The organism is Alteromonas sp. C1M14 (genome assembly GCF_018860965.1).
Classification (GTDB): Bacteria; Pseudomonadota; Gammaproteobacteria; order Enterobacterales; family Alteromonadaceae; genus Alteromonas.
In genome coordinates, this window is record NZ_JAHKQF010000016.1 from 73492 (window position 1) to 95820 (window position 22329).

Annotated in this window: 23 protein-coding genes; 7 read left to right on the forward strand and 16 right to left on the reverse strand. The window is 45.9% G+C overall.

Features of this window, described 5'->3' with window-relative positions; translation table 11 throughout:
* Positions 1–73: 73 nt before the first annotated feature.
* The 3 genes from KO501_RS16080 to KO501_RS16090 are packed head-to-tail and all read right to left on the reverse strand — an operon-like array spanning position 74 to position 2124.
* Positions 74–370 (reverse strand): YfcL family protein, encoded by a 297-nt coding sequence (locus KO501_RS16080; RefSeq protein ID WP_216030716.1) that lies wholly within the window; start codon positions 368–370, stop codon positions 74–76.
* Between the two features lie 24 nt (positions 371–394).
* The gene (locus KO501_RS16085; protein ID WP_216030717.1) at positions 395–1531 is read right to left on the reverse strand and encodes an ATP-NAD kinase family protein; all 1137 of its coding nucleotides are present in this window, start codon (positions 1529–1531) and stop codon (positions 395–397) included.
* A complete protein-coding gene (locus KO501_RS16090) occupies positions 1528–2124 on the reverse strand; it encodes an elongation factor P hydroxylase (protein ID WP_216030718.1) in 597 nt (198 codons plus the stop codon). Before KO501_RS16090 ends, KO501_RS16085 begins: the two co-directional genes overlap by 4 nt.
* A 226-nt stretch (positions 2125–2350) precedes the next feature.
* Here KO501_RS16090 and KO501_RS16095 point away from each other — a divergent pair, with 226 nt between their 5' ends.
* Complete coding sequence (locus KO501_RS16095; protein WP_216030719.1) at positions 2351–2797, forward strand: thioesterase family protein; 447 nt, start codon at positions 2351–2353, stop codon at positions 2795–2797.
* An 85-nt stretch (positions 2798–2882) separates the two neighbouring features.
* On the opposite strand, the gene KO501_RS16100 is transcribed toward KO501_RS16095, so the two are convergent.
* The gene (locus KO501_RS16100; protein WP_252728508.1) at positions 2883–4904 is read right to left on the reverse strand and encodes an NADPH-dependent 2,4-dienoyl-CoA reductase; all 2022 of its coding nucleotides are present in this window, start codon (positions 4902–4904) and stop codon (positions 2883–2885) included.
* A gap of 146 nt (positions 4905–5050) precedes the next feature.
* On the opposite strand from KO501_RS16100, the gene KO501_RS16105 reads away from it, so the two are divergent.
* Together KO501_RS16105 and KO501_RS16110 are read left to right on the forward strand one after the other, a co-directional pair.
* The gene (locus KO501_RS16105; protein WP_216030721.1) at positions 5051–5662 is read left to right on the forward strand and encodes a TetR/AcrR family transcriptional regulator; all 612 of its coding nucleotides are present in this window, start codon (positions 5051–5053) and stop codon (positions 5660–5662) included.
* Between the two features lie 258 nt (positions 5663–5920).
* Positions 5921–7333, forward strand: a complete 1413-nt coding sequence (locus KO501_RS16110; RefSeq protein ID WP_216030722.1) for a hypothetical protein — start codon at positions 5921–5923, stop codon at positions 7331–7333.
* A gap of 70 nt (positions 7334–7403) precedes the next feature.
* Here KO501_RS16110 and fadR read toward each other — a convergent pair whose 3' ends face one another.
* A complete protein-coding gene (fadR, locus tag KO501_RS16115) occupies positions 7404–8114 on the reverse strand; it encodes a fatty acid metabolism transcriptional regulator FadR (protein WP_216030723.1) in 711 nt (236 codons plus the stop codon).
* A gap of 286 nt (positions 8115–8400) precedes the next feature.
* Between fadR and nhaB the strand changes: the two genes are divergently transcribed.
* Genes nhaB through KO501_RS16130 form a run of 3 tightly spaced genes read left to right on the forward strand, consistent with a single transcriptional unit; the run spans position 8401 to position 11066 of the window.
* Positions 8401–9981 carry a sodium/proton antiporter NhaB gene (nhaB, locus tag KO501_RS16120; RefSeq protein WP_216030724.1) on the forward strand — a complete coding sequence of 527 codons (1581 nt, stop codon included), beginning with the start codon at positions 8401–8403 and terminating at the stop codon, positions 9979–9981.
* 15 nt (positions 9982–9996) lie between these two features.
* Positions 9997–10518: a disulfide bond formation protein DsbB gene (gene dsbB, locus KO501_RS16125; protein WP_216030725.1), complete on the forward strand. Its 522-nt coding sequence runs from the start codon at positions 9997–9999 to the stop codon at positions 10516–10518.
* On the forward strand, positions 10434–11066 hold the full coding sequence (locus KO501_RS16130; RefSeq protein ID WP_252728509.1) for a GNAT family protein: 633 nt from the start codon (positions 10434–10436) through the stop codon (positions 11064–11066). Before dsbB ends, KO501_RS16130 begins: the two co-directional genes overlap by 85 nt.
* A gap of 8 nt (positions 11067–11074) precedes the next feature.
* On the opposite strand, the gene KO501_RS16135 is transcribed toward KO501_RS16130, so the two are convergent.
* The 11 genes from KO501_RS16135 to KO501_RS16185 form a co-directional block, all read right to left on the reverse strand.
* Positions 11075–11569: a YcgN family cysteine cluster protein gene (locus KO501_RS16135; RefSeq protein ID WP_354667845.1), complete on the reverse strand. Its 495-nt coding sequence runs from the start codon at positions 11567–11569 to the stop codon at positions 11075–11077.
* The gene (locus tag KO501_RS16140; protein ID WP_216030727.1) at positions 11566–12228 is read right to left on the reverse strand and encodes a fumarylacetoacetate hydrolase family protein; all 663 of its coding nucleotides are present in this window, start codon (positions 12226–12228) and stop codon (positions 11566–11568) included. Before KO501_RS16140 ends, KO501_RS16135 begins: the two co-directional genes overlap by 4 nt.
* A 3-nt stretch (positions 12229–12231) precedes the next feature.
* Positions 12232–13227: a lytic murein transglycosylase gene (locus KO501_RS16145; RefSeq protein ID WP_216030728.1), complete on the reverse strand. Its 996-nt coding sequence runs from the start codon at positions 13225–13227 to the stop codon at positions 12232–12234.
* Complete coding sequence (locus tag KO501_RS16150; protein WP_216030729.1) at positions 13227–13523, reverse strand: YcgL domain-containing protein; 297 nt, start codon at positions 13521–13523, stop codon at positions 13227–13229. The genes KO501_RS16145 and KO501_RS16150 overlap by 1 nt, the downstream gene beginning before the upstream one ends.
* 4 nt (positions 13524–13527) lie before the next feature.
* Positions 13528–14706: a ribonuclease D gene (gene rnd / locus KO501_RS16155; protein WP_216030730.1), complete on the reverse strand. Its 1179-nt coding sequence runs from the start codon at positions 14704–14706 to the stop codon at positions 13528–13530.
* 59 nt (positions 14707–14765) lie between these two features.
* Positions 14766–16418, reverse strand: coding sequence for a long-chain-fatty-acid--CoA ligase FadD (fadD, locus tag KO501_RS16160; RefSeq protein ID WP_216030731.1), 1653 nt, complete (start codon positions 16416–16418; stop codon positions 14766–14768).
* A 125-nt stretch (positions 16419–16543) separates the two neighbouring features.
* On the reverse strand, positions 16544–17383 hold the full coding sequence (locus tag KO501_RS16165) for an alpha/beta hydrolase (protein ID WP_216030732.1): 840 nt from the start codon (positions 17381–17383) through the stop codon (positions 16544–16546).
* Between the two features lie 83 nt (positions 17384–17466).
* Positions 17467–18165, reverse strand: a complete 699-nt coding sequence (locus tag KO501_RS16170) for a Slp family lipoprotein (RefSeq protein ID WP_216030733.1) — start codon at positions 18163–18165, stop codon at positions 17467–17469.
* Positions 18166–18279: 114 nt separating this feature from the next.
* Complete coding sequence (locus tag KO501_RS16175) at positions 18280–18585, reverse strand: hypothetical protein (RefSeq protein ID WP_216030734.1); 306 nt, start codon at positions 18583–18585, stop codon at positions 18280–18282.
* 70 nt (positions 18586–18655) lie between these two features.
* Positions 18656–19330, reverse strand: a complete 675-nt coding sequence (gene tsaB / locus KO501_RS16180) for a tRNA (adenosine(37)-N6)-threonylcarbamoyltransferase complex dimerization subunit type 1 TsaB (protein ID WP_216030735.1) — start codon at positions 19328–19330, stop codon at positions 18656–18658.
* 11 nt (positions 19331–19341) lie between these two features.
* Positions 19342–21255, reverse strand: coding sequence for an ATP-dependent DNA helicase (locus KO501_RS16185; protein ID WP_216030736.1), 1914 nt, complete (start codon positions 21253–21255; stop codon positions 19342–19344).
* Positions 21256–21438: 183 nt separating this feature from the next.
* Between KO501_RS16185 and KO501_RS16190 the strand changes: the two genes are divergently transcribed.
* The gene (locus tag KO501_RS16190; protein ID WP_216030737.1) at positions 21439–22329 is read left to right on the forward strand and encodes a TraB/GumN family protein; all 891 of its coding nucleotides are present in this window, start codon (positions 21439–21441) and stop codon (positions 22327–22329) included.

Sequence of the window (22329 nt, forward strand, 5' to 3'; positions counted from 1 at the left end):
GATTTACTGAGGTGTAGGGCGATAGCCTAAGCAAACAGCGGCAAAACTCTGCCCCTGTTTGCCGCTTAGATGACTAAATTGACGCCAGCAACTGCTGCCATAACCCGAACACTTTTTTCTGATCATCTGGTTCGAGTTCATAGTTGTCAAACGCTGCATTAAGGCTTGCGGTCACGGCTTCATCCAATGTACGAATGGAGGCGTCTTTTGACATTTCCTGCTGCCGGGCAATCACAGCAAAGTGCCCTTGTAGATAACTCGCGATAAACAGGTCATCATCGCTACCATGATCCACCACGCCATCTAATTGGGCTTCTATTTTGCCAAGATTGTCGATAAACGCGGTGGAAGCAGCGCCAGGATAATGCATAAAAAGTCTCCGTTAATTGAAAGATTACTGTGCAGGGTAAAGCACCTTGTCACGATAGCCGGTAATGACGGAAAAGTAGCCGCCCATCCCATCGTCAAGATCACTGTCTCCTGTATCGAGGCGAAGAGGACGTCCTTCAAGGCCCTGCAGTTTATTTTTTGTTGCCACTACCAAAATGTTCTCTTTGCCTATCTGACGCAAAAAGGCTGGAGAGAGTTGCTGATTACCTCGGCCGAAGATGTGGCCCTGACCGCCAATCACGGTAATAATCAGCTTGGTAGGCTGGTTTGAGGTTAGTTGCAATAATTCGCTGGCAGTGACATCACTAGCCACCACCGTCTTCTCTTTAACCACATCAACACCCAACAGGGTATTGGCTAAGTCTTGAGCCGCCATAATATTTGCCACCGTAGACCCCGACCCCATTACGAAATACGTCTGAGGCTCCTCTTCCATGATTTCATCAACGAAGGCGGCAATATCATCCAACACCATCTCGTCGCTTTCCTTGCCGCCCATTTTTACCCCTTGTACATACGTAAGGGCATGGGGTACTACAAGTTCGCCATAATGCTTAGCAAGCACCCTTCCCTCGCGAAAGGCGCGCTCATCAATATCACGTACCTCGGCTTCAATTTCACTGACCAATTCGCCTTTTACCATCATCGCCACCACTTCACCGGCCGCGGTGGGGGTGACCGCGTAAACGCCAGAATGGATTTTACATCCTGCAGGCACACCAATAACCGGCAACGCATATTCTGGTTGTTCATCGATGCGGTTACAGACATTACGCGCCGTGCCATCCCCTCCGGCAAATAGAAGTAAATCCGCGTTGTTAGCCATGATTGCGCCGACTACCGCTTCCGTATCTTCCCCTTCGGTTTGCTTAGCCTCAGGGTGATAGACAACTGAATAAGACAAACCCAATTCTTCACACACCTGCGCGCCCATTTCTCCAGCCCCGGTTAAAACATGAAGGTTGTCGGTTAACGGGGCTAGCACAGCTAAGGCCTTCTTCATTTTTTCACCGGCCTGTTTAGGTGCACCGGCGGCCAAAGCTTCACGACGAATAGCGGCGCCATCGCTACCTTTCAATGCCAAAGCGCCACCAATTCCTGCGTACGGGTTAATCACCATACCGAGTCTAAATTGTCTCATTTCACACATTCCTCAACAAAACAGCGATCAAGCAAGGGCGTAGAAAAATAGCCCTGTAATGCGGCAATGAAAAGTGTCGCTCGGTGGGGAAATCCGTTATCTACGTAGGATAAAAGTTGCTTTGCCACCTTCTTCGAAAAGCCTTCTCGGTCGGGCTCAGCACCATTTAAATTATCTGTGCTTACGGTGAATTTACGCCCTGCCGCTAATGTAAAAGCCCATTCAATGGCCTGAGGTTTTACTTCCACATGTTCAAAAGCCTGTTGTTGCTGAGCGTTGCGACCATCTGGGCAATACCAGTAACCGTAATCTTCCAGTTGACGACGGGCTTCGCCGGCGATACACCAATGGGCAACTTCATGCAACGCGCTAGAAAAAAAGCCATGGGCAAAAACAATACGATGATAAGCAATCGTGTCATCGGCCGGTAAATAAACGGGCTCATCGTCTCCCCGCACTAACCGCGTGTTGTAGGTTGAATAAAAGCACCGGTCGAACAGTTCAATCAAGCCATCCACCGCGATGTCAGCGTGACTGTTGTTATCAGAAAATGTCTTATTCGTCGGAATATTAACCATATATGTTGAATTCATCGTGCTCGCTTTGCCTTTATAGCAAACGGGTTTCGGTGGGAACAATCACTCAAGGAGGCGAATAATAGCAAAAAGTCGCCCTAAGCGCCAAAGCCCAAAGTCGCGGTAATATTTTCATTAATCGGTTGTTCGTGCTTGCCCTGATACTAGAGTTTTGATTGCTAAAATTAGGCGATTGATGTTAAAAACTACCGCAAAGCAACAATATCGCTAGGTCTTTTCTGTTATGACCGATTTTACTGACTGGGCACGACCTTCGCCGTTTGTGCGAAATTGGCAAATCCAACATGCCCATATCGACCACTACAACCATGTTAATAACGTGGCTTATTTAGCTGAAATGGAATCGTTGGCTTGGGCACATTCCAATAGCCTTGGGCTTACTTTTGCCGATTATCAGGCTTGTGGCAAAGGAATGGTTATACGTCGTCATGAATTAGATTACTTACTTGCTGCGCACGAAGACGACACATTGTTATGTGCCACTTGGATCACCGAATGTAAAAATGGCATAACGTTAACTCGCCAATTTCAATTCGTATGTGCCCAGCGTCATAAAGTGGTCTTTGCCGCCAAAACCCAATTTGTTTGCGTCAAACTAAACACAGGATCACCAACACGCATGCCTAATCATTTTAAACAACGTTACGGTGCTGCTGTCGTTGCTTCATAAGTACTATCAACCACCCTTCTTAGGGCCCAACGATTGTAGGGCGCAACGTTAACAGCATTGTTTCCTTTGCCTCAACCTATTGGGGCTACAGCATGGCCGCAATTTGTGTACCTTGCTCTATGGCGCGTTTGGCATCAAGTTCGGCGGCTTCGTCTGCGCCACCGATCAAATGACAAGGTTTATTCAACCCTTGTTTAAGTGTTCGAAGAGGTTCTTGTCCTACACACAAGATCACGTTATCCACTGCTAGCACCACAGGTTTGTCTTCAATAATACAGTGCAGACCGTCATCGTCGATGGCCGTGTAAGTGACGCCAGGGATCATTTTCACGCCCTTTTTAAGTAGATTTACTCGATGGGCCCAACCGGTGGTTTTTCCTAACGTTGCACCAACTTTAGAGGTTTTACGCTGAAGCAAATAGATCTCTCTTGGTGAGGGCTCTGGTTGAGGTTTGACCCCTTCCACACCCGCTCTTGCCGATAGGGTCATATCCACGCCCCATTCCCGCATGAACACAGGGATCGCCAAACTGGCAGACAAAGCCCCGTGGGACAGGTATTCAGCCACATCAAATCCGATCCCTCCAGCTCCGATAATGGCTACGCGCTTTCCTACCGGCTTTTTGCTTTTAATAACATCGATATAGGACAGCACACTGGCATGATCATAGCCTTCAATCATCGGGGTTCTAGGTGTGACGCCGGTGGCGATGATAACCTCATCAACATCGCTGTTATTGAGCATATTTGCAGTGACTTCGGTGTTCAATTGGACAACCACACCATTTAATTCAAGTTGCTTGTTAAAGTAACGCAGGGTTTCGTTGAACTCTTCTTTACCCGGAATTTGTCGGGCAATATTAAATTGACCGCCTATTTCAGGCGCATTGTCGTATAAGGTTACAGTATGACCACGTTGGGCGGCGGTCACCGCCGCTGCCAAGCCCGCAGGGCCGGCGCCGACTACGGCTATACGTTTAGGTGTTGTGGTTTTATCAATGACCATTTGTAATTCATGGCAAGCTCGGGGATTCACTAGGCAACTGGTGAGTTTACCGTTAAAAATATTGTCCAAGCACGCTTGATTACAGCCAATACAGGTGTTTATTTCATCGCTGCGATCTTGTTGCGCTTTTAACACAAACTCTGGATCCGCTAAAAACGGCCGCGCCATAGACACCATATCCGCATCGCCTCGAGCCAAAACCTGTTCGGCTACGTCCGGTGTATTGATGCGATTACTGGTGATAACCGGTACCGTTAATGCCTGTTTAAATTTGGCAGTCACCCAAGTAAACCCAGCCCGTGGAACCCGAGTTGCAATGGTTGGTATGCGCGCTTCATGCCATCCGATCCCCGTATTAATAATGGTGGCACCCGCCGACGCCACTGCCAATCCAAGTTCCACAACCTCATCATATGACGAGCCGCCTTCCACCAAGTCGAGCATGGATAAGCGATAAATCAAAATAAATGCCTCACCTACCGCCTCGCGCACACGACGTACTACCTCAATGGGTAAGCGCATTCGGTTTTCGTAATCGCCTCCCCAATTGTCTTCTCGATGATTTGTTCGCTTAGCAATAAATTGATTAAGAAAATAGCCCTCAGACCCCATGATTTCTACGCCATCGTAACCGGCTTTCTGTGCCTGAGTCGCCGCAAAAACAAAATCCTGTATTTGTTGTTCTATTTCATCTTCGGTTAATGCTTTGGGTTTAAACGGACTAATGGGTGCTTGAATGGCTGAAGGAGCGACCGCTTTTGGGGAAAAAGCATAACGACCAGTATGCAAAATTTGCATACATATCTTCCCGCCCGCCTTATGTACCGCGTCGGTAACCACACGATGATGTTCAACGGCTTTGTCAGAGTCTAATCGACGGGTGGCAGGATGGGTCGAGCCTTCCTCGTTTGGCCCAATGCCGCCGGTAACAATCAGGCCAACGCCCCCTTTAGCACGCTCTGCATAAAAGGCCGCCATATGGTGATGACCTTTAGGCATCTCTTCTAAGCCCGTATGCATAGACCCCATTATTATGCGGTTTTTTAACTGGGTAAACCCTAAATCGAGGGGACGAAATAAATGGGGATATGTGGTGCTCATGGTCGCTCCTGGTCGCATTTTATCTTTTGTAGTGACATGCCTGAGGTTTTCACCTTGCCACAACTTGACAGTGTCAAGATAACAGCAATATTGACACTGTCAAGATTTAACGAGAGACTAGCGGCCATCGTATTTGAGGAATTGCTATGACAGCCTCCCAGCCCTACCATCACGGAGAACTGCGCAATGCCCTTATTGGTGCAGCAACGCAGATTATTGAACAAGATGGCATTGATGCCCTTTCAATAAGAAAGCTAGCCGTACAGGTGGGCGTTTCTCGCACCGCCCCTTACCACCATTTTAAAGACAAAAATGCGCTGCTCAGTGCTATCGCTGAAGAAGGGTTTAAAACCTGGCAAACTTCCGCAAAAAACATATTTGAACAACAGGAGTTGGCATTAACTGAAAGATTTCGTTTATTCATCCATGACTATGTCGGTTATGCCTCTGCTCATCCCGAATTATACGATCTTATGTTTGGCCGCATCCTCTGGGGTAAAAATAATGCCACCGAACCACTAAAAGCCGTGGCCTACCCCTGCTTTCAATACCAATTAGAAATGACTCGAACTTGGCAAAAACACGGCCTGCTGCCATCGGGGCCCGATGCCCTGCGTCTCGCTCAAGTGACGTGGAGCACATTACACGGCATTGCTAGGCTGCTAATAGATGGTATTTTTGCAGACGCTTCTCATATTGGTGAGATGTGTGATTGTGCTGCTGAAGTACTTATGCAAAGAACCCCTGAACAGTCTTAACAAACTGTCATTATGCTGATTGAAGGCACCAAGAAAACCGATCGTTAGTCTACACTTATGATGTACTGCGAAAGAAATTATTGGGTTGAGCAAAAATAGCTCACTTATTACGTAAGTGGACGCAAAATTCTAACCTCAATAGATGTATTAGGCGTATGATTAGGGCAATCCTGTACCACTTGCAAAGAAATTAACGACCCTGTGTCCACTGCGTCTCCCTATAGAAGTCATGTCGCAGTTTTTCAATGAAGGATAAAAGTGAAGCGCAAAATAGATGACGCCCACACTCAATATGTGCGCCAAGTAAAAAAATTAATAGCACTTATCGCTAACACTGATGCTAATACGCCTTCAGTAACCACTTATGCTAAACGCTACTTTACGCTTATTCCGCCGATGAAAAAGTACGCGAATGATTTATCTCATCAGATCGATCATATTCGTACGTCTGGATTAGGGCAACGCAGTTTGCCCCCGTTGCAACAGAAATGGCAGGAAAATCAACAAAAGTTGCTTAACGAGCATGAATTTCGTCACAGTTTATTAAGAAACGCCATTGCGCTCACCGTTACCTTAAGTGAAGGCGATAGCGATGAGGAAACACAGATTAACAGTGCCAAAATGTTAGGCTGTCTACTATTGCTTACCCAAGGCAATGAAGGGAATTACCGTCACTTTCACCAGCAGTTAAAGCCCATCTACAAGGCCGTTTTGGTGTTAAGGTTAATAGATAAAGTGCTAGCGGAAAGCAGTATTGAGAACCCTTACCTGAGTCAACGGAAAGCGTTGTTGCACCGTTACGACGATGAAAACCTGCGCCAACGGTGGTATGACGAAATTGCCTGCCCAGTGATAAGTGCGGCCATTGTTCAAGATATCGGTTTAGTCCATCCTGAGGCGCTATTACTATTAAAAGGCATAAACGGTACAAAAGATCCTTATCGCACGTTAGAAGATACAGAAAGAAAGGCACTACTGAAATTAAATTATCAGTCAACCTTAACCTATGTAAAAGATGCGCTTTGTTTCGCGCCAGATTTAACGGCCTATCCTAGAGAGCCCAATGCAGTGGTTGATGACACCCATCAATTTGCCATCGATATCATTCAAGAGGCATTTACTGGCAAATCGGGGATTGGCGATTTACTTAAAATTCCTCAAGTCTATGCCTCTGTTGTGTTATCCACCAAGCCGGACTATGACCGCCTTAGTTTACCCAAAGGCTATATGATCATAGAACAAATGGCGAAACACGGTGGCATTAATGCTCGTTTAGCCAATCACTTTATACGAATTGTTGGTTATTTCCCTCAAGGGTTTGGAATTTGTTTTATTCCGGTCAACGACAAAGGGTTTGAAAAAGACCAATATGAATACGCTATTGTGACGCGGCTGAATCCTAATGATCCAGCCACGCCTGTCTGCCGAGTTGTTTCACGAAACCTAAGTTTTACCGGCCATGGCAAAGAAGAAAGCATTAATAAAAGCCGTAACTTGTACTTCAAAGCGGCTCGCCAAAAACTGATGAAATTGGATAGGCAACGTCATGCTGAAATATTGCGGCAAATGACGAAAAACTTTAAAGACAGTGACTTAGATAAACAAATACCCAGTTTTTGGGAGCCTTACGACTTTTTCTCAGAAAAACGTAACCAGTCGTTATGGAAGTAAGTACGGTAGGAAGCAAAAAGATAATGAAAAGAACAAAATAAGGCCACATCGGGGCCTTATTTTTTAAGTATTAATCGACAATATCCGTTGGCATATCTTCACGGATTTGCGCCCAAACTTTACCGGAGGCGATGCCATATTGACGGATAACATTCGGCACCTGCTCATAATCTCCGCTTTCGGCAACATTAAGCAATTCAGAATAAAAGTTTTTAGCCACGCCTCGGGCCGATTCATAAGAAAAGAAAAAGCCACCGATACGTGAATAAAGCCCTCTAAAGCCGTTCATCATCAACACAAACACTTTGTTGCCTGATGCTAACGCAAGGTCATGATTCAACTGGTAATCGAATTGAGCAAACGCTTTGCCCTCTTCCTCAACGGATTTGTAGCGAGCAATGATGCTGATGGACTCGTCTGGATTATTTCTGATGGCAGAACGAATAAACACGGCACTCAGATTGGTACGTGCAGCCAACAAATTATCCACCAACTCTGGGATACCGTCCTGATCTAAACGGGCCAATGTTTCTAGAATATTTAACCCACAGGACTCCCAAAAGTTGTTCACTTTTGTCGGTTTACCGTGCTGGATAGTAAGCCAGCCATCTCGGGCTAACCGCTGTAAAACTTCCCGTAACGTTGTTCGCGTTACACCGATGAGCTCTGACAGCTCACGTTCGGCAGGAAGAATAGTACCGGGAGGAAATCTTCCACTCCAAATAGATTCTACGATATATTCCTCGGCAAAACCTGCAGGACTCTGGGCTTTATAAATCATTGGACTCGCCTGGCTGTCATTATTATTGTACAAACTGATTGTACCAGATGCATTTTCATTAACACAATCAATTAATCAGCGTTTTACGTCTAACTAGTTATACTAACTATGGTCTTTCCCGTCTTTCTCAAGCCGTTTTTTTAGGGTAGTCTTTAGAGTTAGCGGGTTGGAGTATAATAAAAGTCACTAAAAACCAAGACTTGGATATCCACCACACCGTATATGGACAAGTAAATATAATAATTAGATTCACTTCGCCAACAAAGTTGTTAAAGGAAAATAAAACATGCAAACCTCATTGCCCATGGCGTTATACAAGAACTTTCTCGGTCACGCACCAGATTGGTATAAAAAAACGATTGTGGCATTTCTCATCATCAATCCTTTTCTTTTTACGATGGATACGTACCTTGCAGGCTGGGTACTTGTCATACAATTTATTTTCACCCTTGCGATGGCACTGAAATGCTACCCGTTACAACCCGGTGGCTTATTGCTCATTGAAGCTCTGTTTATCGGTATGACCTCGCCAGATCATATGATGCACGAAATCGAAGTTAATCTTGAAGTGCTGCTACTTCTGGTGTTCATGGTAGCCGGTATTCACTTTATGAAAGATCTGTTGCTGTTCTTATTTACTAAGTTGGTGATACAAGTAAAGAACAAGCTCATTTTGTCATTGGCATTTATCACCGCCTCGGCATTTTTATCAGCCTTTCTAGATGCATTAACCGTGGTCGCCGTGATTATTGCGGTGGGACTTGGGTTTTATACCATTTATCACAAGGTGGCTTCGGGTAAAGAGTTTCATCACGACCATGATCACACCGACGACAATCATGTAAACAACCTCGGCCAAGATGACTTAGAAAACTTCCGTGCGTTTTTGCGTAATCTTATGATGCATTCTGCCGTGGGCACGGCACTCGGTGGTGTAATGACCATGGTGGGCGAACCTCAAAACCTCATCATTGCCGACAAAGCGGGATGGGATTTTGTTGAGTTTTTCATTCGCATGTCACCGGTCACAATCCCGGTCTTTATATTTGGTTTGCTTACCACGATTTTCCTAGAAAAAACCAAACTTTTTACCTACGGAGCCCAGTTACCACCAGCGGTAAGAGAAATCCTTGTATCCTATGATAAACACATGGATAAAGGCCGTACAAATCGCGACAAAGCTCGCTTGGCAGTGCAAGCACTTATTGGTGTATGGTTAATTGTTGGCCTTGCCGGTCACTTCGCGTCCGTGGGCTTAATTGGCCTGTCAGTTATTGTACTTGCAACCTCAGCAAGCGGCATCATCGAAGAACATGCCTTAGGCAAAGCCTTTGAAGAAGCCTTACCGTTTACCGCCCTACTCTGTGTCTTTTTCGGCGTGGTCGCGGTGATCATCGACCAACAATTGTTCCAGCCGGTCATACACTGGGTGTTGTCCTTTGAGGGAGAAACCCAAATGGTCATGTTCTATCTGGCAAACGGCGTTTTGTCGATGGTTAGTGACAACGTATTTGTTGGCTCGGTCTATATCACCGAAGTCATGACTGCTCTGGAAGAAGGACAAATTACTCGGGATCAATTTGATATGCTGGCTGTAGCCATTAACACAGGGACTAACCTACCTTCCGTGGCCACGCCGAACGGTCAGGCAGCATTCCTGTTTATGTTAACGTCTGCCATCGCCCCCTTGCTTCGTCTTTCCTACGGAAAAATGGTGATAATGGCTCTGCCTTACACACTGGTACTCACCTTGGTAGGACTGGCAGCCACCTATTTTAGTTTGTCGGATGCCACACAACTTCTATACGATATGCACCTAATAGAACATCATTCAGCATTGCCCGTTGGCAGTGTTGAATCTCATTAAGGTAGCAAGAACCCTATGGTCGTGATTCACTGGATAAGTCGCTGGGCAGAACAAAAATCTGCCTGGCTATTACTTTTTCTATCGGCATTCGGGCTGCTAGCCACTGCCTTATATTTCCAGCACGTGAACGGATTAGAACCCTGTGTTATGTGTATTTACCAACGTACGGCGGTAATTGGAGTGATGTTGTCAGCATTATTGGTGCTGATTTTTAACCACGGTATAACCCGTATGCTTGGTTTTTTAGGCTGGGCAGTATCAGCGGGCTGGGGCTTCCTACTGGCAAAGGAACATTATGAAATTATTCATACCAATTCGTTTTTTTCCAGCTGTGAGATTGTTCCCAACTTCCCTTCTTTCATGCCGTTATACAATTGGCTTCCAGCGGTGTTCGAAGCAAAAGGCGATTGTCTCGACGACGGATGGCGTACCTTCGGTTTAGGCATGCCTGAATGGATGATGGTGATCTTTGGCGTTTATGCCATCGTATTTATCGTGGTATTTGGTTGTCGTATTTTGGACAAAAAGCCCTTTTGATTGATTTAAGCACGTTACCCTCACGTTTACCCGCAATACATACTACCTCCGGTCCAATCAATATTGAACGGATCGGCGTAAAGCATACAGATATGCTATGTGAAGCGGCGCAAAAATCCATTCAGCACGTCCGGCCTTGGTTGGGTACAGCCTTGTGCCCGCTTACCCCAGCTCAGTCTCGACAATGTATTCAAACATTGGAAGAGCAGCGCAGTACCGGCTATGGCATTACCTATTTGTTGATTTTGGGTAGTCAATGTTTGGGCATGGGTCTGATTAACCATATTCATCCTGTCCACCAGACGGCAAACCTTGGATATTGGATCAGGCCCGAAACATGTGGACAAGGACTCGCCGGCGCCTTGTGTGAAGCATTGAAAAAGCTGGCATTTTCTCAAGCAGGTTTACACCGGCTTGAGATGTACATAGAGCCAAACAATAAAGCCAGTTTACGGGTGGCGTTAAAGGTTGGCGCCGAAAAAGAAGGCTTATGCAGAAAACGTATTTTTGGCCGCAACGCCCTTTTATATGCGTTAACCGCAGACTAACGGGTTAATTAATCTATATCGTTCAGCGGCCAGCGCACAATATAATCTTCAAAATGGGCGAGGTTGGTTTCAGTTTCAAATACCGCTTTACCTCTCACCGACATCCCTGCCTGATGCATTTTGGCTTTCTTCCCCTTATTTAACAACGGATGCCATGAGGGAAGACCGCGACCTTCGTGTAGCCGTCTATAACTACAACTAGGTGGCATAAAGAAAATATCTTTAAGGTTTTCTTTGGTGAGTTTTATACAATCAGGTACCCAACGGGTACGTTCTTCATATCGAGTACAACCACAGGTTTTCGTATTCAATAGCGAACACGCAATATTGGTGTAATGAATATCCTCACCTGGGGCTATTTTATCCGTAGGGCCAACAGCCTGTTCATCATCGTCCTCAATAAACTTATTTAAACAGCACTTAGCACACCCATCACACAAGCCTTCCCATTCGGCATCCGTCATCTCTGCCAGTGATTTCGTTTCCCAATAGCGTTCCATTATGACACCACGCTTGTGGAAACCGACAGGTGCCCTTCTAGCGCCACAGAAAGGGCGTCACCGGGTTGCAGCGGCCCCACCCCCTTCGGTGTACCCGTTAAGATAATATCACCGGGTTGAAGCGTAAAAATCGAAGACATCTCGGCGATTAACGTGGTTACAGGACGCATCATTTTTGCTGTTTGCCCTTGTTGACGTACTTGGTTGTTCACATTCAACGTGAAGTGCAAGTCTTGAAGATCCGCGATTTGAGCATAAGGAATGAAGGGGGTGACTGGACAACTAAAGTCAAACGCCTTGGCTCGTTCCCACGGATGCCCTTTTTGTTTTAACTGCGATTGCACATCGCGCAACGTAAGATCGAGCCCTAAGCCCACGCCCCAAATTGCTTTTTCTACGTCCGCTTCACTTACTTGACAAAGTGGCTGGCTAATTAGCACGGCCACTTCCAATTCATTGTGACACTGGCCCTTATCAGTGGGAATAATTAAAGGCTCGCTAAGATGGCATAACGCCGGCGCAGGCTTCATAAACAATAAGGCTTCATCAGGCACTGCCGAATTTAACTCAGCAATATGATCCATATAATTGCGGCCAATACATAAAGCTCGAGTGGCAGGTAAGTCGATAGGGCTGCCATCCTGAGAAAGATGTTGATACATAAATTAGTTGCCTTTTTTAATGCGATCAGCCAAGTAGCTGACAGAAATACCGAAGTAACTAGAGCGGTTCCACTTCATCAGCGTATGAAAGTTGTTGTACACAAGATAAAGTCGCCCATTTATGCCATCAGGCATGATTAAAGACGCTTTAATATCGGCGGCTGGCAAAGCAGACAAATCAAATTTTCTTACCCCACGAGATTGCCATACCGATAAAGGAACAAACTGATTTTTATTCAAGCCTTGATGTTCGCCATCATAGCCGTCGACAAATTTAACCTGCCGGCCCCAAGTGTATTGGTCGTCCCAACCTTCACTAGCAAGAAAGTTCGCAATTGAAGCGAACACATCGGCGGGTGTTTGCCAAATGTCTTTTTTACCATCGCCATCGTAATCTACGGCGTAATGCAAAAAGGAGGTAGGCATAAATTGACTTTGCCCCATGGCGCCCGCCCACGAACCTTTAAGATCGGCAACGGCTATATGGCCTTCTTGTATAATTTGTAACGCTGCAAAAAATTGCTTTTTAAACAAGGCTTCCCGGCGCCCTTCGTAAGCTAATGAAGCCAAAGCCGAAAAGACCGGAAAGCGCCCCTGTAGGTTACCAAAATTCGATTCATTGCCCCACAAGGCAACAATAAAACGAGGCTGAACCCCGTACTTGTTACCTATTTCGTCCAATAACGCTTTGTGGGTATTGTAGTATTCGACGGCCTGTTTGACTTTCCAGTCTGGTACCCGTGTAGCCAAATAACTGTCTAAAGTGATTTTCTTCTCTGGCTGATTTTTATCTGATTTTACCACCGAAGGACGGTAGGTGACCTGTGCCATCACCTTTTCAAGTAAGCCTTTATCATACCCCTTTGCAATGGCATCCTGTTCAAGTTGTGAGACATACTGAGCAAAACCCGCCTCGTCCTTGTCACGGTTTTGTCCATATGCGTTGGTAAAAATGCTGCAAAAACACACTAAAAATAAAACAGAACAACGTGAAAGCATTAGCGTTTCTCATCCACAAAAGGACTTAACCCCTGTGCTTGGCGATGAGAGGCCAAAAGGTCTTCTTGTTTAGGTGGCATTTGTAAGTAATACCCCTTTTCTGAAAGTCCGTCTTTGACAACCTGTTTGTCTAACCCCGCCAGTTGCGCGTGCTTATCCAAAGCCACAACCATAACCAGTTCTGGCGTACCAAATTGGGCCATCAGCACTTCAGGTACGTCATCAAACTTATCCTGTCCCGGCACATACAAATACATGCCGGCTTTTTTGCGTGTTTTATACACTGCACACAACATAGTTTTACCTCTTGCTCGCTGATTTGTCTGATGATGCCACATCACCTAAGATCCCTTCAATTCCAGCGGCTAATAATGGTCCTCTCCAGCCACTAAGTAAATCGGGCTTCAAGCCCTGGGCCCGTGTTTCGTCAATATCAAACCAGTACCACTTGAGTAACTGATTTATCTGTTTTTTGGAAGCTATGACATCCTCACCGACGCCCTGTTGCTGAGCAACCTCAAAACACAATTGTTTGACTGCAGAAAAGTGCTTTTTGTATAACGGAAAATCGATTAAGCGACGTACTCGTTTTAAGCGACTTTTTTCTGCTGTATTTTGATATACCCCACGGGCTTCTTCTACAAGCTCAAGTAAAGTATTGCCATAGCGCCTTAGTGTTTGCGGGGCAATATCCGCAATACCACTTAAAGCGGTACGACTCGCTGGCATTTTCACTGCAATATCGAACAATTGACCTTCTCGAACGACAAAATTAAGGGCTAGATTTTTCTCTCTGGCAACCTCTAATCGCCAAGCGGCAAGATGTTGAAAAACCGTTAGTTGCTCGATAGTTAAGCGCCAAATATTCTTCAGTTGTAAATAGGCGTACTGCGGTGGGATCTGAGCCCGCTTTTTTTGCGCTAATGCTTCAATTTCCTGTACTACCCAGTCGTACTTACCCACGTCATTAATTTTTTGTTCCAGCAACTTATACGCCGGCAATAAATACAATACATCATTTGCGGCATAGGACAGCTGACTTTCACGTAGCGGACGGGCTAACCAATCCGTGCGTGACTCACCTTTATCGAGGGTCACGCCACAAAGCATCTCAACTAACCGGGCGTAACCCAAGGTTGGGCCAATACCCAGCACACTTGCTGCAAATTGCGTATCGAAAATTGGCGATGGAACACAAGAAAAGGCACTGAGAAAGGTTTCGATATCTTCTGAACAGGAGTGCAGTACTTTTATTACATCTTCATTGCACATCAAGGCCACAAAGGGAGAAAGGTCATTAATGGCTATTGGGTCGATGAGTACTAGCTGTTCCCCATCAAACATTTGTAACAACCCCAGCCCGGGAGTATAGGTCTTGGTACGCACAAACTCAGTATCAATGGCTACGGCTGGCGTCTTCGCGGCTCGCTCACATACATCAAGCAAGGTTTTATCATCGGTGATCAATTTATAATTCATTATACAAAACAGCCGGCGTAATAGCCGGCTGTCCCATCTTGTTTGGCATAGAGCAGTGGTTAATCCCGCAGCTCTCTGCGTAAAATTTTACCAACATTCGTTTTCGGTAGTTCATCTTTGAAAACAATCTGTTTTGGCACTTTATAGCCAGTGAGGTACTTCTTACAGTGCCTGATGACCGTTTCAGCGGATAAATCGCTGTTTCTGGCCACAACAAACAATTTAACCACTTCACCACTGACTTCATGAGGCATACCAATGGCTGCCGCTTCCACCACTTCATCGTGCATGGCCGCAACTTCTTCAATTTCGTTTGGAAATACATTGAAGCCTGAAACCAGAATCATATCCTTTTTGCGGTCAACAATATAGAAGTAACCGTCATCATCGGCTCTGGCGATATCTCCCGTTGCCAGCCAACCGTCCACAAGCACTTCATCCGTAGCCTCAGGCCGATTTAAATAGCCTTTCATCACCTGTGGGCCTTTCACCCACATTTCACCGGCCTCGCCATGGGGAACTTCGTTCCCGTCGTCATCAAGCAAGCGTATTTCAGTAGACGGTACTGGCATACCAATGGCCCCTTTATAGGCCGTTATGGTGGGCGAGTTAACTGCCACCACAGGAGAGCATTCGGTTAATCCATAGCCTTCAAGTAACACGGTGTTCGTCACTTCTTGCCAACGCTCTGCTACCGGACGTTGCACTGCCATGCCGCCGCCTAAGCCAAACTTAAAGTGAGAAAAATCTAACTCACTAAACCCTGGGGTATTCAACAACCCATTAAACAAGGTATTTACACCGGGAAGAATGGCGAATTGATGTTTTGACAACTCTTTGACGAAAGCCGGCATATCACGTGGGTTGGTAATTAATAAGTTGGGACAACCAAACTTAAGAAACAACAAGCAGTTCGCGAGTAAAGCAAATATATGATAAAGCGGTAAGGCCGTAACCACCAAATCTTCGCCAGGCTCGATGACAATTTCCAAAATACCAGAAACCTGCTCTAAATTCGCAATCATGTTTCTATGGGTCAGCATGGCGCCTTTAGAAACACCCGTAGTGCCGCCGGTATATTGTAAAAACGCGATATCGTCAGACGTTATATCCGGACGTTCATAGGTGTATGTACGCCCTTTTTTAACCGCTGACATAAACGATTCAGCCTGGGGTAAAGAAAACGGAGGAACCAGTTTCTTTACTTTCTTCACAACAAAGTTCACTACCCACCGTTTCGGTGCTGGTTGCATATCGCCTAGGGCAGTACGGTAAATTTTCTTCACCGGCGTATCAGCCACAACCTGTTCTAACGTAGCTGCGAAATTATCAACAATGATAATCGCTTGGGCATTGGCGTCGCATAGCTGATGCTTAAGCTCTCGTGCCGTGTACAGCGGATTGACGTTTACCACTGTCATCCCTGCTCGCAAAATACCAAACATGGCGACGGGAAATTGAAGAAGATTAGGCATCATTAAGGCGATGGCATCACCGCGCTTTAAGCCACTATTTTGTAAGTAGGCAGCAAATTGGGCAGACAGGGTATCGAGTTCGGCAAAGGTCATGCTTTGCCCCATGTTCATATAAGCCGTATGATCACGATACGTTGTTACGGACTGCTCAAAAATATCCAGAATGGAGGTGTACCGATCGGGATCAATTTCTGCCGCGACTGTGGGGTCATAATGCTCAAGCCAAATTTTTTCCACATACCCTCCTGAAGCAGTTATTGTTATTTTTAGATGAATTAGAATATATTTTAACCATTATTTTACAACTGGTCTGATTTCTTGCGTATAGTATAGGATGATAGCAGAAAGATAAACTTTCCTGTTTACATTTGCTCAACAAATTGACGAATTGCCGTACCCACAGCGTCAGTTTGCTCCATATGAATATGGTGGCCACCTTGGAAAACTTGACAGTGTCCTTGACTAAACCATGCTGCCCGTTCATTAAAAACATCAGCAACCTTTTTAAAACTGCTAGAGGCTGCCACAAATAAAATGGGGCACGAGATGCTGCGCATCAATGCTTCAGCCTGATCGTCGGTTAAACGCAATGAAGAACGGGTTCTTAGTTTTGGATCGCTGGCCCAAAAACTATTTCCTTCATCATCAGTCATGAGGTTTCTTTGCAGAATGAGTTTGGCATGCTCAGGCTGAATATCAGTAAGTTGACATCGACTCTTTACCGCTACATCCAAATCGACTATACGAGGTTTACTACGCTTCTTATTATACCGACTTAACACAGAATCGCGAATTTGACTGGCGCTACTTTGGGCTGACTTGGTGAGCGGACCACATGCATCAAGACTAATAACCCCTTTAACCAGTTCGGGAAATACGGCAGCAAAAAGGGTCGCAAGAATGCCACCAAGGGAATGTCCCAGTAAAATGACCGAGGTCACCCCCTGTGACTTGATCAATGCATACAGGTCCTGAACAAAATCTAATTGGTGATAATGGGCATCATCAGACCGATGAGACGATTTACCATGGCCTGGGAGATCTAATGCTATAAAGCGATGGCCTTTAAGGTAAGGGGCTAACGGGGATAATGAAGCGGCATTATCTAAGAAGCCGTGTAAGCCGATAATGACCTCTCCTGAGCCAGCATTCTCTAGTCCAGCAAGGGTTAATTTACCTAATGTAAATGTCGTTTCGTTCATACTGTTTTCCCGAAAAATGCGGCAACAAATGGCAAAAAGCGGCAAATTTATGCCGCTTTTATAGGATGGAATTTGCCGTTCAACTAGTCTAGGTTTTTACGCCTGCCGCCAGAGCGAGGCGTGACAGTGCTCGTAACAGGACGAGAGAGAGTACGCTTTATAGCCGGCTGCCCAATCGCTGGACTGAATGAACGACTACTGACTGCTCGACGAGGATAATAAAAACGTGGTGCAAACCCTGTCTGAAACATGAACGGCGAATAATATGGACGATAGAAAGAATAGTAATAAGGTGAATACCAACCTAACCGATAATCAAAAAACATAGGATGGACATAATTAACCGAACTTTCCCGCCACAGATGATAATTTTCTCCGGCTAACCGAGGATACATATAAGGCTGCTCGCCGACCATACCGGCAATGGGACGTCTCACTTCACCGACAAAGGTAACCGCATGCCCCTTTTCAAAGTGAATGGGATCAACAAACCCTTCCATCTCCACTTTAAATCGGCCAATGGTTTCTTCTCGAGTATTGGGTCGTCCGTAATGATTCAAAGGAAAATTGACCACTTCTACCAGGGTTTTATTTTCTTTGTTTTCTACACCAACAATCACCCCACCCCAACGGGCGGTTTTGCCAATAACAGCATCGCCCCCAGTTACCGCTTTATTGTAGCTCACCAGATTAGTGCCTTCTGGCACTGCGATGTCGTCCGGAACAATAGTACAGCCACTAAGTATTGTCAGAAAAGCCAATACAGCAATATGACGAATCATGGTAATCCCCTGAAAAAATAAGAATTTGGCAACTCTTCATTATGGTAACGCAAACTGAATAGAAGCTGAATCACAGCGATTTAGAAGAAAGTTTAATCCGGCTTTTATCCATTTTTACACATACATATCTACACCTAGCATTTGCCGGATACTCTCGCGCTGAGATTCCCGCTCTAAGCTTTGGTAAGCCGCGACCACCTCTCGGCCCTTCCCTTCCGGTTGATCATAACCGGTTTCTTGCTGAAACTTGTTGGCAGAATGTAAGGTTTCATCGGAAGGATTCGTCCTCAGCAGGGGGACGTCAGATACAGGGGAGACCGTTGATGGCGATGCGGAATTTTTGCCAGCATTACGCCCAGGCTTCTCATGTTGAGGAGCCTGCTCGGGCCTGATGAGTTTTAATCCGGGCTGTATTTCCACGGGTTAAGTCTTACTCCACCTAACGCAATTAATAACGATATAGCCTAAATGTAAAGCAAAGATCGCTCCATTATTCTCGACCAGGCAATTTTTTCCATGTGACTTTATCCCGCAAATAGACGGGTTGGATATCATCCACCGAAGTCACCTCACCGCGGGTAAATTGCGCCTGCCCTAATTTTAGCATCGCTTCAGCGTTTGGATACAACACCGACACCGTTGTGGTTAGACGTGAAGACAAAGCCGGATAGGCCGCCCACCCTGTTCCTACAGGTTCAAAGGAATCCGGTAAATTCTCTGCGGCCACGTCAGGGGCACAGACCTTTTCTTCACCAACACAAACTGCCAACCCCTTTTCATTTTTATAGTGAGCGAAATAGACTTCGCCCATACGGGCATCAATGGCACAAATCACATAATCGGCTTGTTTTTCATCGATGGCTTGCTGCGCCATGGCAGCCATTGTACTTACCCCTGCAACCTGAAGATGGGTGCCTAAAGCCAAGCCCTGTACCATCCCAGTGGCAATTCTTACTCCGGTAAAACTGCCGGGGCCACGACCATAAATTAAGCCTTCGATGTCGCTAATTTTTTGCTGCGCCTGAGTTAAGACATCATCAACCATTGGCAGTAACCGCTGGCTGTGTTGCTGTGGGCAAATCTCAAACTGGGAAAAGGTGCCCGCGGGCACTAAGAGCGCAACGGAACAAGCTTCTGTGGCTGTATCAATAGCAAGAAGTTTCATGTTTTACCTATTTACTTTATCGATTTCAAAAACGTCTCTACGGCTTCTATTGACCGTGTTCGGCGCATATCAGGCAGACTTGCCACAAAGGTTTTAGCATAGTGTTTGGTCACCAGTCGGTTATCACAAATCACCAACACACCTTTATCAGCGGGATCTCTAATTAACCTTCCAGCCCCTTGTTTGAGGGTGATCACCGCTTGGGGAATCTGAATAGCCGCAAAGGGATTAGCGCCCCGCTTTTTCACATCTTCAATGCGCGCTTGCAGTAATGGATCATCCGGTGATGCAAAAGGAAGTTTATCAATCATCACGCAAATTAAGTCGCTACCACGCACATCGACGCCTTCCCAAAACGCCCCTGTGCCTAACAAGACCGCATTTTTATCAGCAAGATATTCATCCAATAACGCTTGTTTAGTGGTTGAGCCTTGTACCAGCAACCGATTGTCTATTTGACCTTCTAAACGCCCCGCAATTTCCCGCAACATAGCGTGACTGGTAAACAGCAAAAAGCACCGCCCTTTACTTGCTGCAATCAACCACTTTGCGGTCTCAAACAAGGTATCGCGCATTTCGTAACTGTTCGGCTCTGGCAGATAACGCGGCACGCATAACACCGCCTGTTCTTGGTAATTAAAGGGACTATCCAGCGCAAGCGTTTTGGCGTCCTCTAACCCCATTCTTTTTTGAAAATGAGTAAAGCCACCGTCTACGGTAAGAGTGGCAGATGTAAACACCCACCCACGGGAAACCGATTCGACAAAACGTCTAAACTTAGCCGCAATAGATAATGGCGTAAGATGTAAAATGAGATGACGATGAGTGGTTTCATACCACAAACTCACCCCTTGCTGATTTAAATCGCACAGCGCTGCAAGTTGCTCGCGAGCCTGTACCACCCGTTCATAAATGTTATCCAGATCTTTATCACGTCCTAAGTGCAACTTAATGACTTCGTGTAATACACCAATACCATCGGTTAACCTTGCGATATAACTTTGCACATCCTCTCTTTCCAAGGCTTCTGCCCAGTTACCACGTTGCGGCGTTTCCGGGAACAACAAACGCAAATCCGCCGCCGCGACCCGACACTTCTCTGCGGTTTTATCCACTTGTTCCACATCTTTTAGCACGGTGCGATAAATAACATTGATGTCTTTAGCCAACTCTTGGAGTTGTCGAGTGGAAAGAGACTCACCGAAATAATCGCTGGCAATATCTGGAATTTGATGGGCCTCATCAAAAACGATGGCATCGGCCTCAGGGATCAGTTCGCCAAACCCGGTGTCTTTTAAGGCCATATCGGCAAAAAACAGATGATGATTCACTACGATAATATCGGCTTCCAGTGCTTTACGCCGCGCCTTAACCAAATAACATTCTTCGTAATCTGGGCATTCCCGACCTAAACAGTTATCCACCGTGGAGGTGATCAACGGCAATACCTTTGCGTCTTCGGGTAAGGTTTTAAGCTCGCCGATATCTCCGCTTCGGGTTGTCTCGGCCCAACTTCTTACTTCAGACAGTTGGCCAAGCACCTCTTTATCCACTAGCACCGAGTTTCCTCGATGTTGCCCCATGCGATGCAGACAAAGGTAGTTCGCCCGCCCTTTTAATAACGCAACTTTCCGGCGACTCGCTAACGCTTTTTTAACCACTGGCAGATCTCGGTGATACAATTGCTCTTGCAAGTTTTTAGTGCCGGTGGAAATAATCGCTTTGCCCTCTGCCATCAGCGCAGGGCCAAGGTATGCAAATGTTTTACCGGTTCCGGTACCCGCCTCGACGATTAATGCATGCTTTTCATCTAATGCGGTTTTAACCGCTTGAGCCATGTCGGTTTGCGCTTCGCGCGGCATGTAGCCCGGTATCGCTTTGGCAAGCATACCGCCGGATGAAAATAAAGAAGATACTGAAGACATAGCTAACAACTAATCGGGTCAAAGGGCGCATTATGCCAGATTATGGTCAAAATGTGGGAGTCAATTCACTGTACTAATCGTCGAGGTAAGGTCCAGTATTTTCCACAAAGGATTGTACTTCTCAATCATTCTCAGTACATTGCTTGACACTCATTACGGACTAATCGCAAAAGGAATATTCCCGTGCTTTCATTACCATCCCCTCTCTTGAAAAGAATTTTATCGGTTACTGTTGTCTGTCTTTTTTCAGCTTTTTTTCACGTCCAAGCAGCTTCGGTTTGGCGCGTCACCAACGGCGACAACACAGTCTATCTTGGCGGCACGTTGCACATTCTTAGCCCAGACGATTATCCCTTACCTGCCGCATATGATACAGCTTACGCCGATGCCGATACCTTAGTCTTTGAAACGGATCTCGGCGCCCTCAACACCCCTGAATTTATGCGCCAAACCTTGGCGCTGATGATGTATCAAGATGAGCGAACCATTAAAGATGATTTGAGCGATGAAACCTATCAGCAATTAAGTCGATACCTTGCTAGTCGTCAAATTCCCATACAACAGGTGAGCAAAATGAAACCTGCCATGTTGGGGATCTCGTTATCCATGCTGGAAATGCATCGAGTGGGATTAACCAGTCAGGGAGTAGATAACTTTTTCTACGCCAAAGCCATGGAAGACCAAAAACAAATAGATTGGTTTGAAACCCCAAAAGAGCAACTCGAAATTATTTCTCGCCTTGGTGAAGGTGATGAAGATGCCTACATCAAATATAGTCTGGATGAACTTAATACCATGACTGATTTACTCGACCCGCTAAAAACCTTCTGGCGCGAAGGTGACATGAAAGGCTTGTATGATGTCTCAATGATCGAATTTAAAACCGAATACCCTGATGTCTATGATGATGTATTAACCAACAGAAACCAAAACTGGTTACCTAAAATTGTTGCCTATTTATCATCTTCACAAACGGAATTTGTGCTGGTGGGTACTATGCATATGGCGGGAGAAGAAGGCGTGATCGCACTGTTAGAAAAAGCGGGCTACACCGTCACACCGGTGCGCCCCTAA

What these genes read in the sequence shown, in the direction of transcription:
- KO501_RS16080 (WP_216030716.1), bottom strand. Translation starts at nt 370, where the DNA reads ATGCATTATCCTGGCGCTGCTTCCACCGCGTTTATCGACAATCTTGGC.
- KO501_RS16085 (WP_216030717.1), bottom strand. Translation starts at nt 1,531, where the DNA reads ATGAGACAATTTAGACTCGGTATGGTGATTAACCCGTACGCAGGAATT.
- KO501_RS16090 (WP_216030718.1), bottom strand. Translation starts at nt 2,124, where the DNA reads ATGAATTCAACATATATGGTTAATATTCCGACGAATAAGACATTTTCT.
- KO501_RS16095 (WP_216030719.1), top strand. Translation starts at nt 2,351, where the DNA reads ATGACCGATTTTACTGACTGGGCACGACCTTCGCCGTTTGTGCGAAAT.
- KO501_RS16100 (WP_252728508.1), bottom strand. Translation starts at nt 4,904, where the DNA reads ATGAGCACCACATATCCCCATTTATTTCGTCCCCTCGATTTAGGGTTT.
- KO501_RS16105 (WP_216030721.1), top strand. Translation starts at nt 5,051, where the DNA reads ATGACAGCCTCCCAGCCCTACCATCACGGAGAACTGCGCAATGCCCTT.
- fadR (WP_216030723.1), bottom strand. Translation starts at nt 8,114, where the DNA reads ATGATTTATAAAGCCCAGAGTCCTGCAGGTTTTGCCGAGGAATATATC.
- nhaB (WP_216030724.1), top strand. Translation starts at nt 8,401, where the DNA reads ATGCAAACCTCATTGCCCATGGCGTTATACAAGAACTTTCTCGGTCAC.
- dsbB (WP_216030725.1), top strand. Translation starts at nt 9,997, where the DNA reads ATGGTCGTGATTCACTGGATAAGTCGCTGGGCAGAACAAAAATCTGCC.
- KO501_RS16130 (WP_252728509.1), top strand. Translation starts at nt 10,434, where the DNA reads ATGGATGATGGTGATCTTTGGCGTTTATGCCATCGTATTTATCGTGGT.
- KO501_RS16140 (WP_216030727.1), bottom strand. Translation starts at nt 12,228, where the DNA reads ATGTATCAACATCTTTCTCAGGATGGCAGCCCTATCGACTTACCTGCC.
- KO501_RS16145 (WP_216030728.1), bottom strand. Translation starts at nt 13,227, where the DNA reads ATGCTTTCACGTTGTTCTGTTTTATTTTTAGTGTGTTTTTGCAGCATT.
- KO501_RS16150 (WP_216030729.1), bottom strand. Translation starts at nt 13,523, where the DNA reads ATGTTGTGTGCAGTGTATAAAACACGCAAAAAAGCCGGCATGTATTTG.
- rnd (WP_216030730.1), bottom strand. Translation starts at nt 14,706, where the DNA reads ATGAATTATAAATTGATCACCGATGATAAAACCTTGCTTGATGTATGT.
- KO501_RS16165 (WP_216030732.1), bottom strand. Translation starts at nt 17,383, where the DNA reads ATGAACGAAACGACATTTACATTAGGTAAATTAACCCTTGCTGGACTA.
- KO501_RS16170 (WP_216030733.1), bottom strand. Translation starts at nt 18,165, where the DNA reads ATGATTCGTCATATTGCTGTATTGGCTTTTCTGACAATACTTAGTGGC.
- tsaB (WP_216030735.1), bottom strand. Translation starts at nt 19,330, where the DNA reads ATGAAACTTCTTGCTATTGATACAGCCACAGAAGCTTGTTCCGTTGCG.
- KO501_RS16185 (WP_216030736.1), bottom strand. Translation starts at nt 21,255, where the DNA reads ATGTCTTCAGTATCTTCTTTATTTTCATCCGGCGGTATGCTTGCCAAA.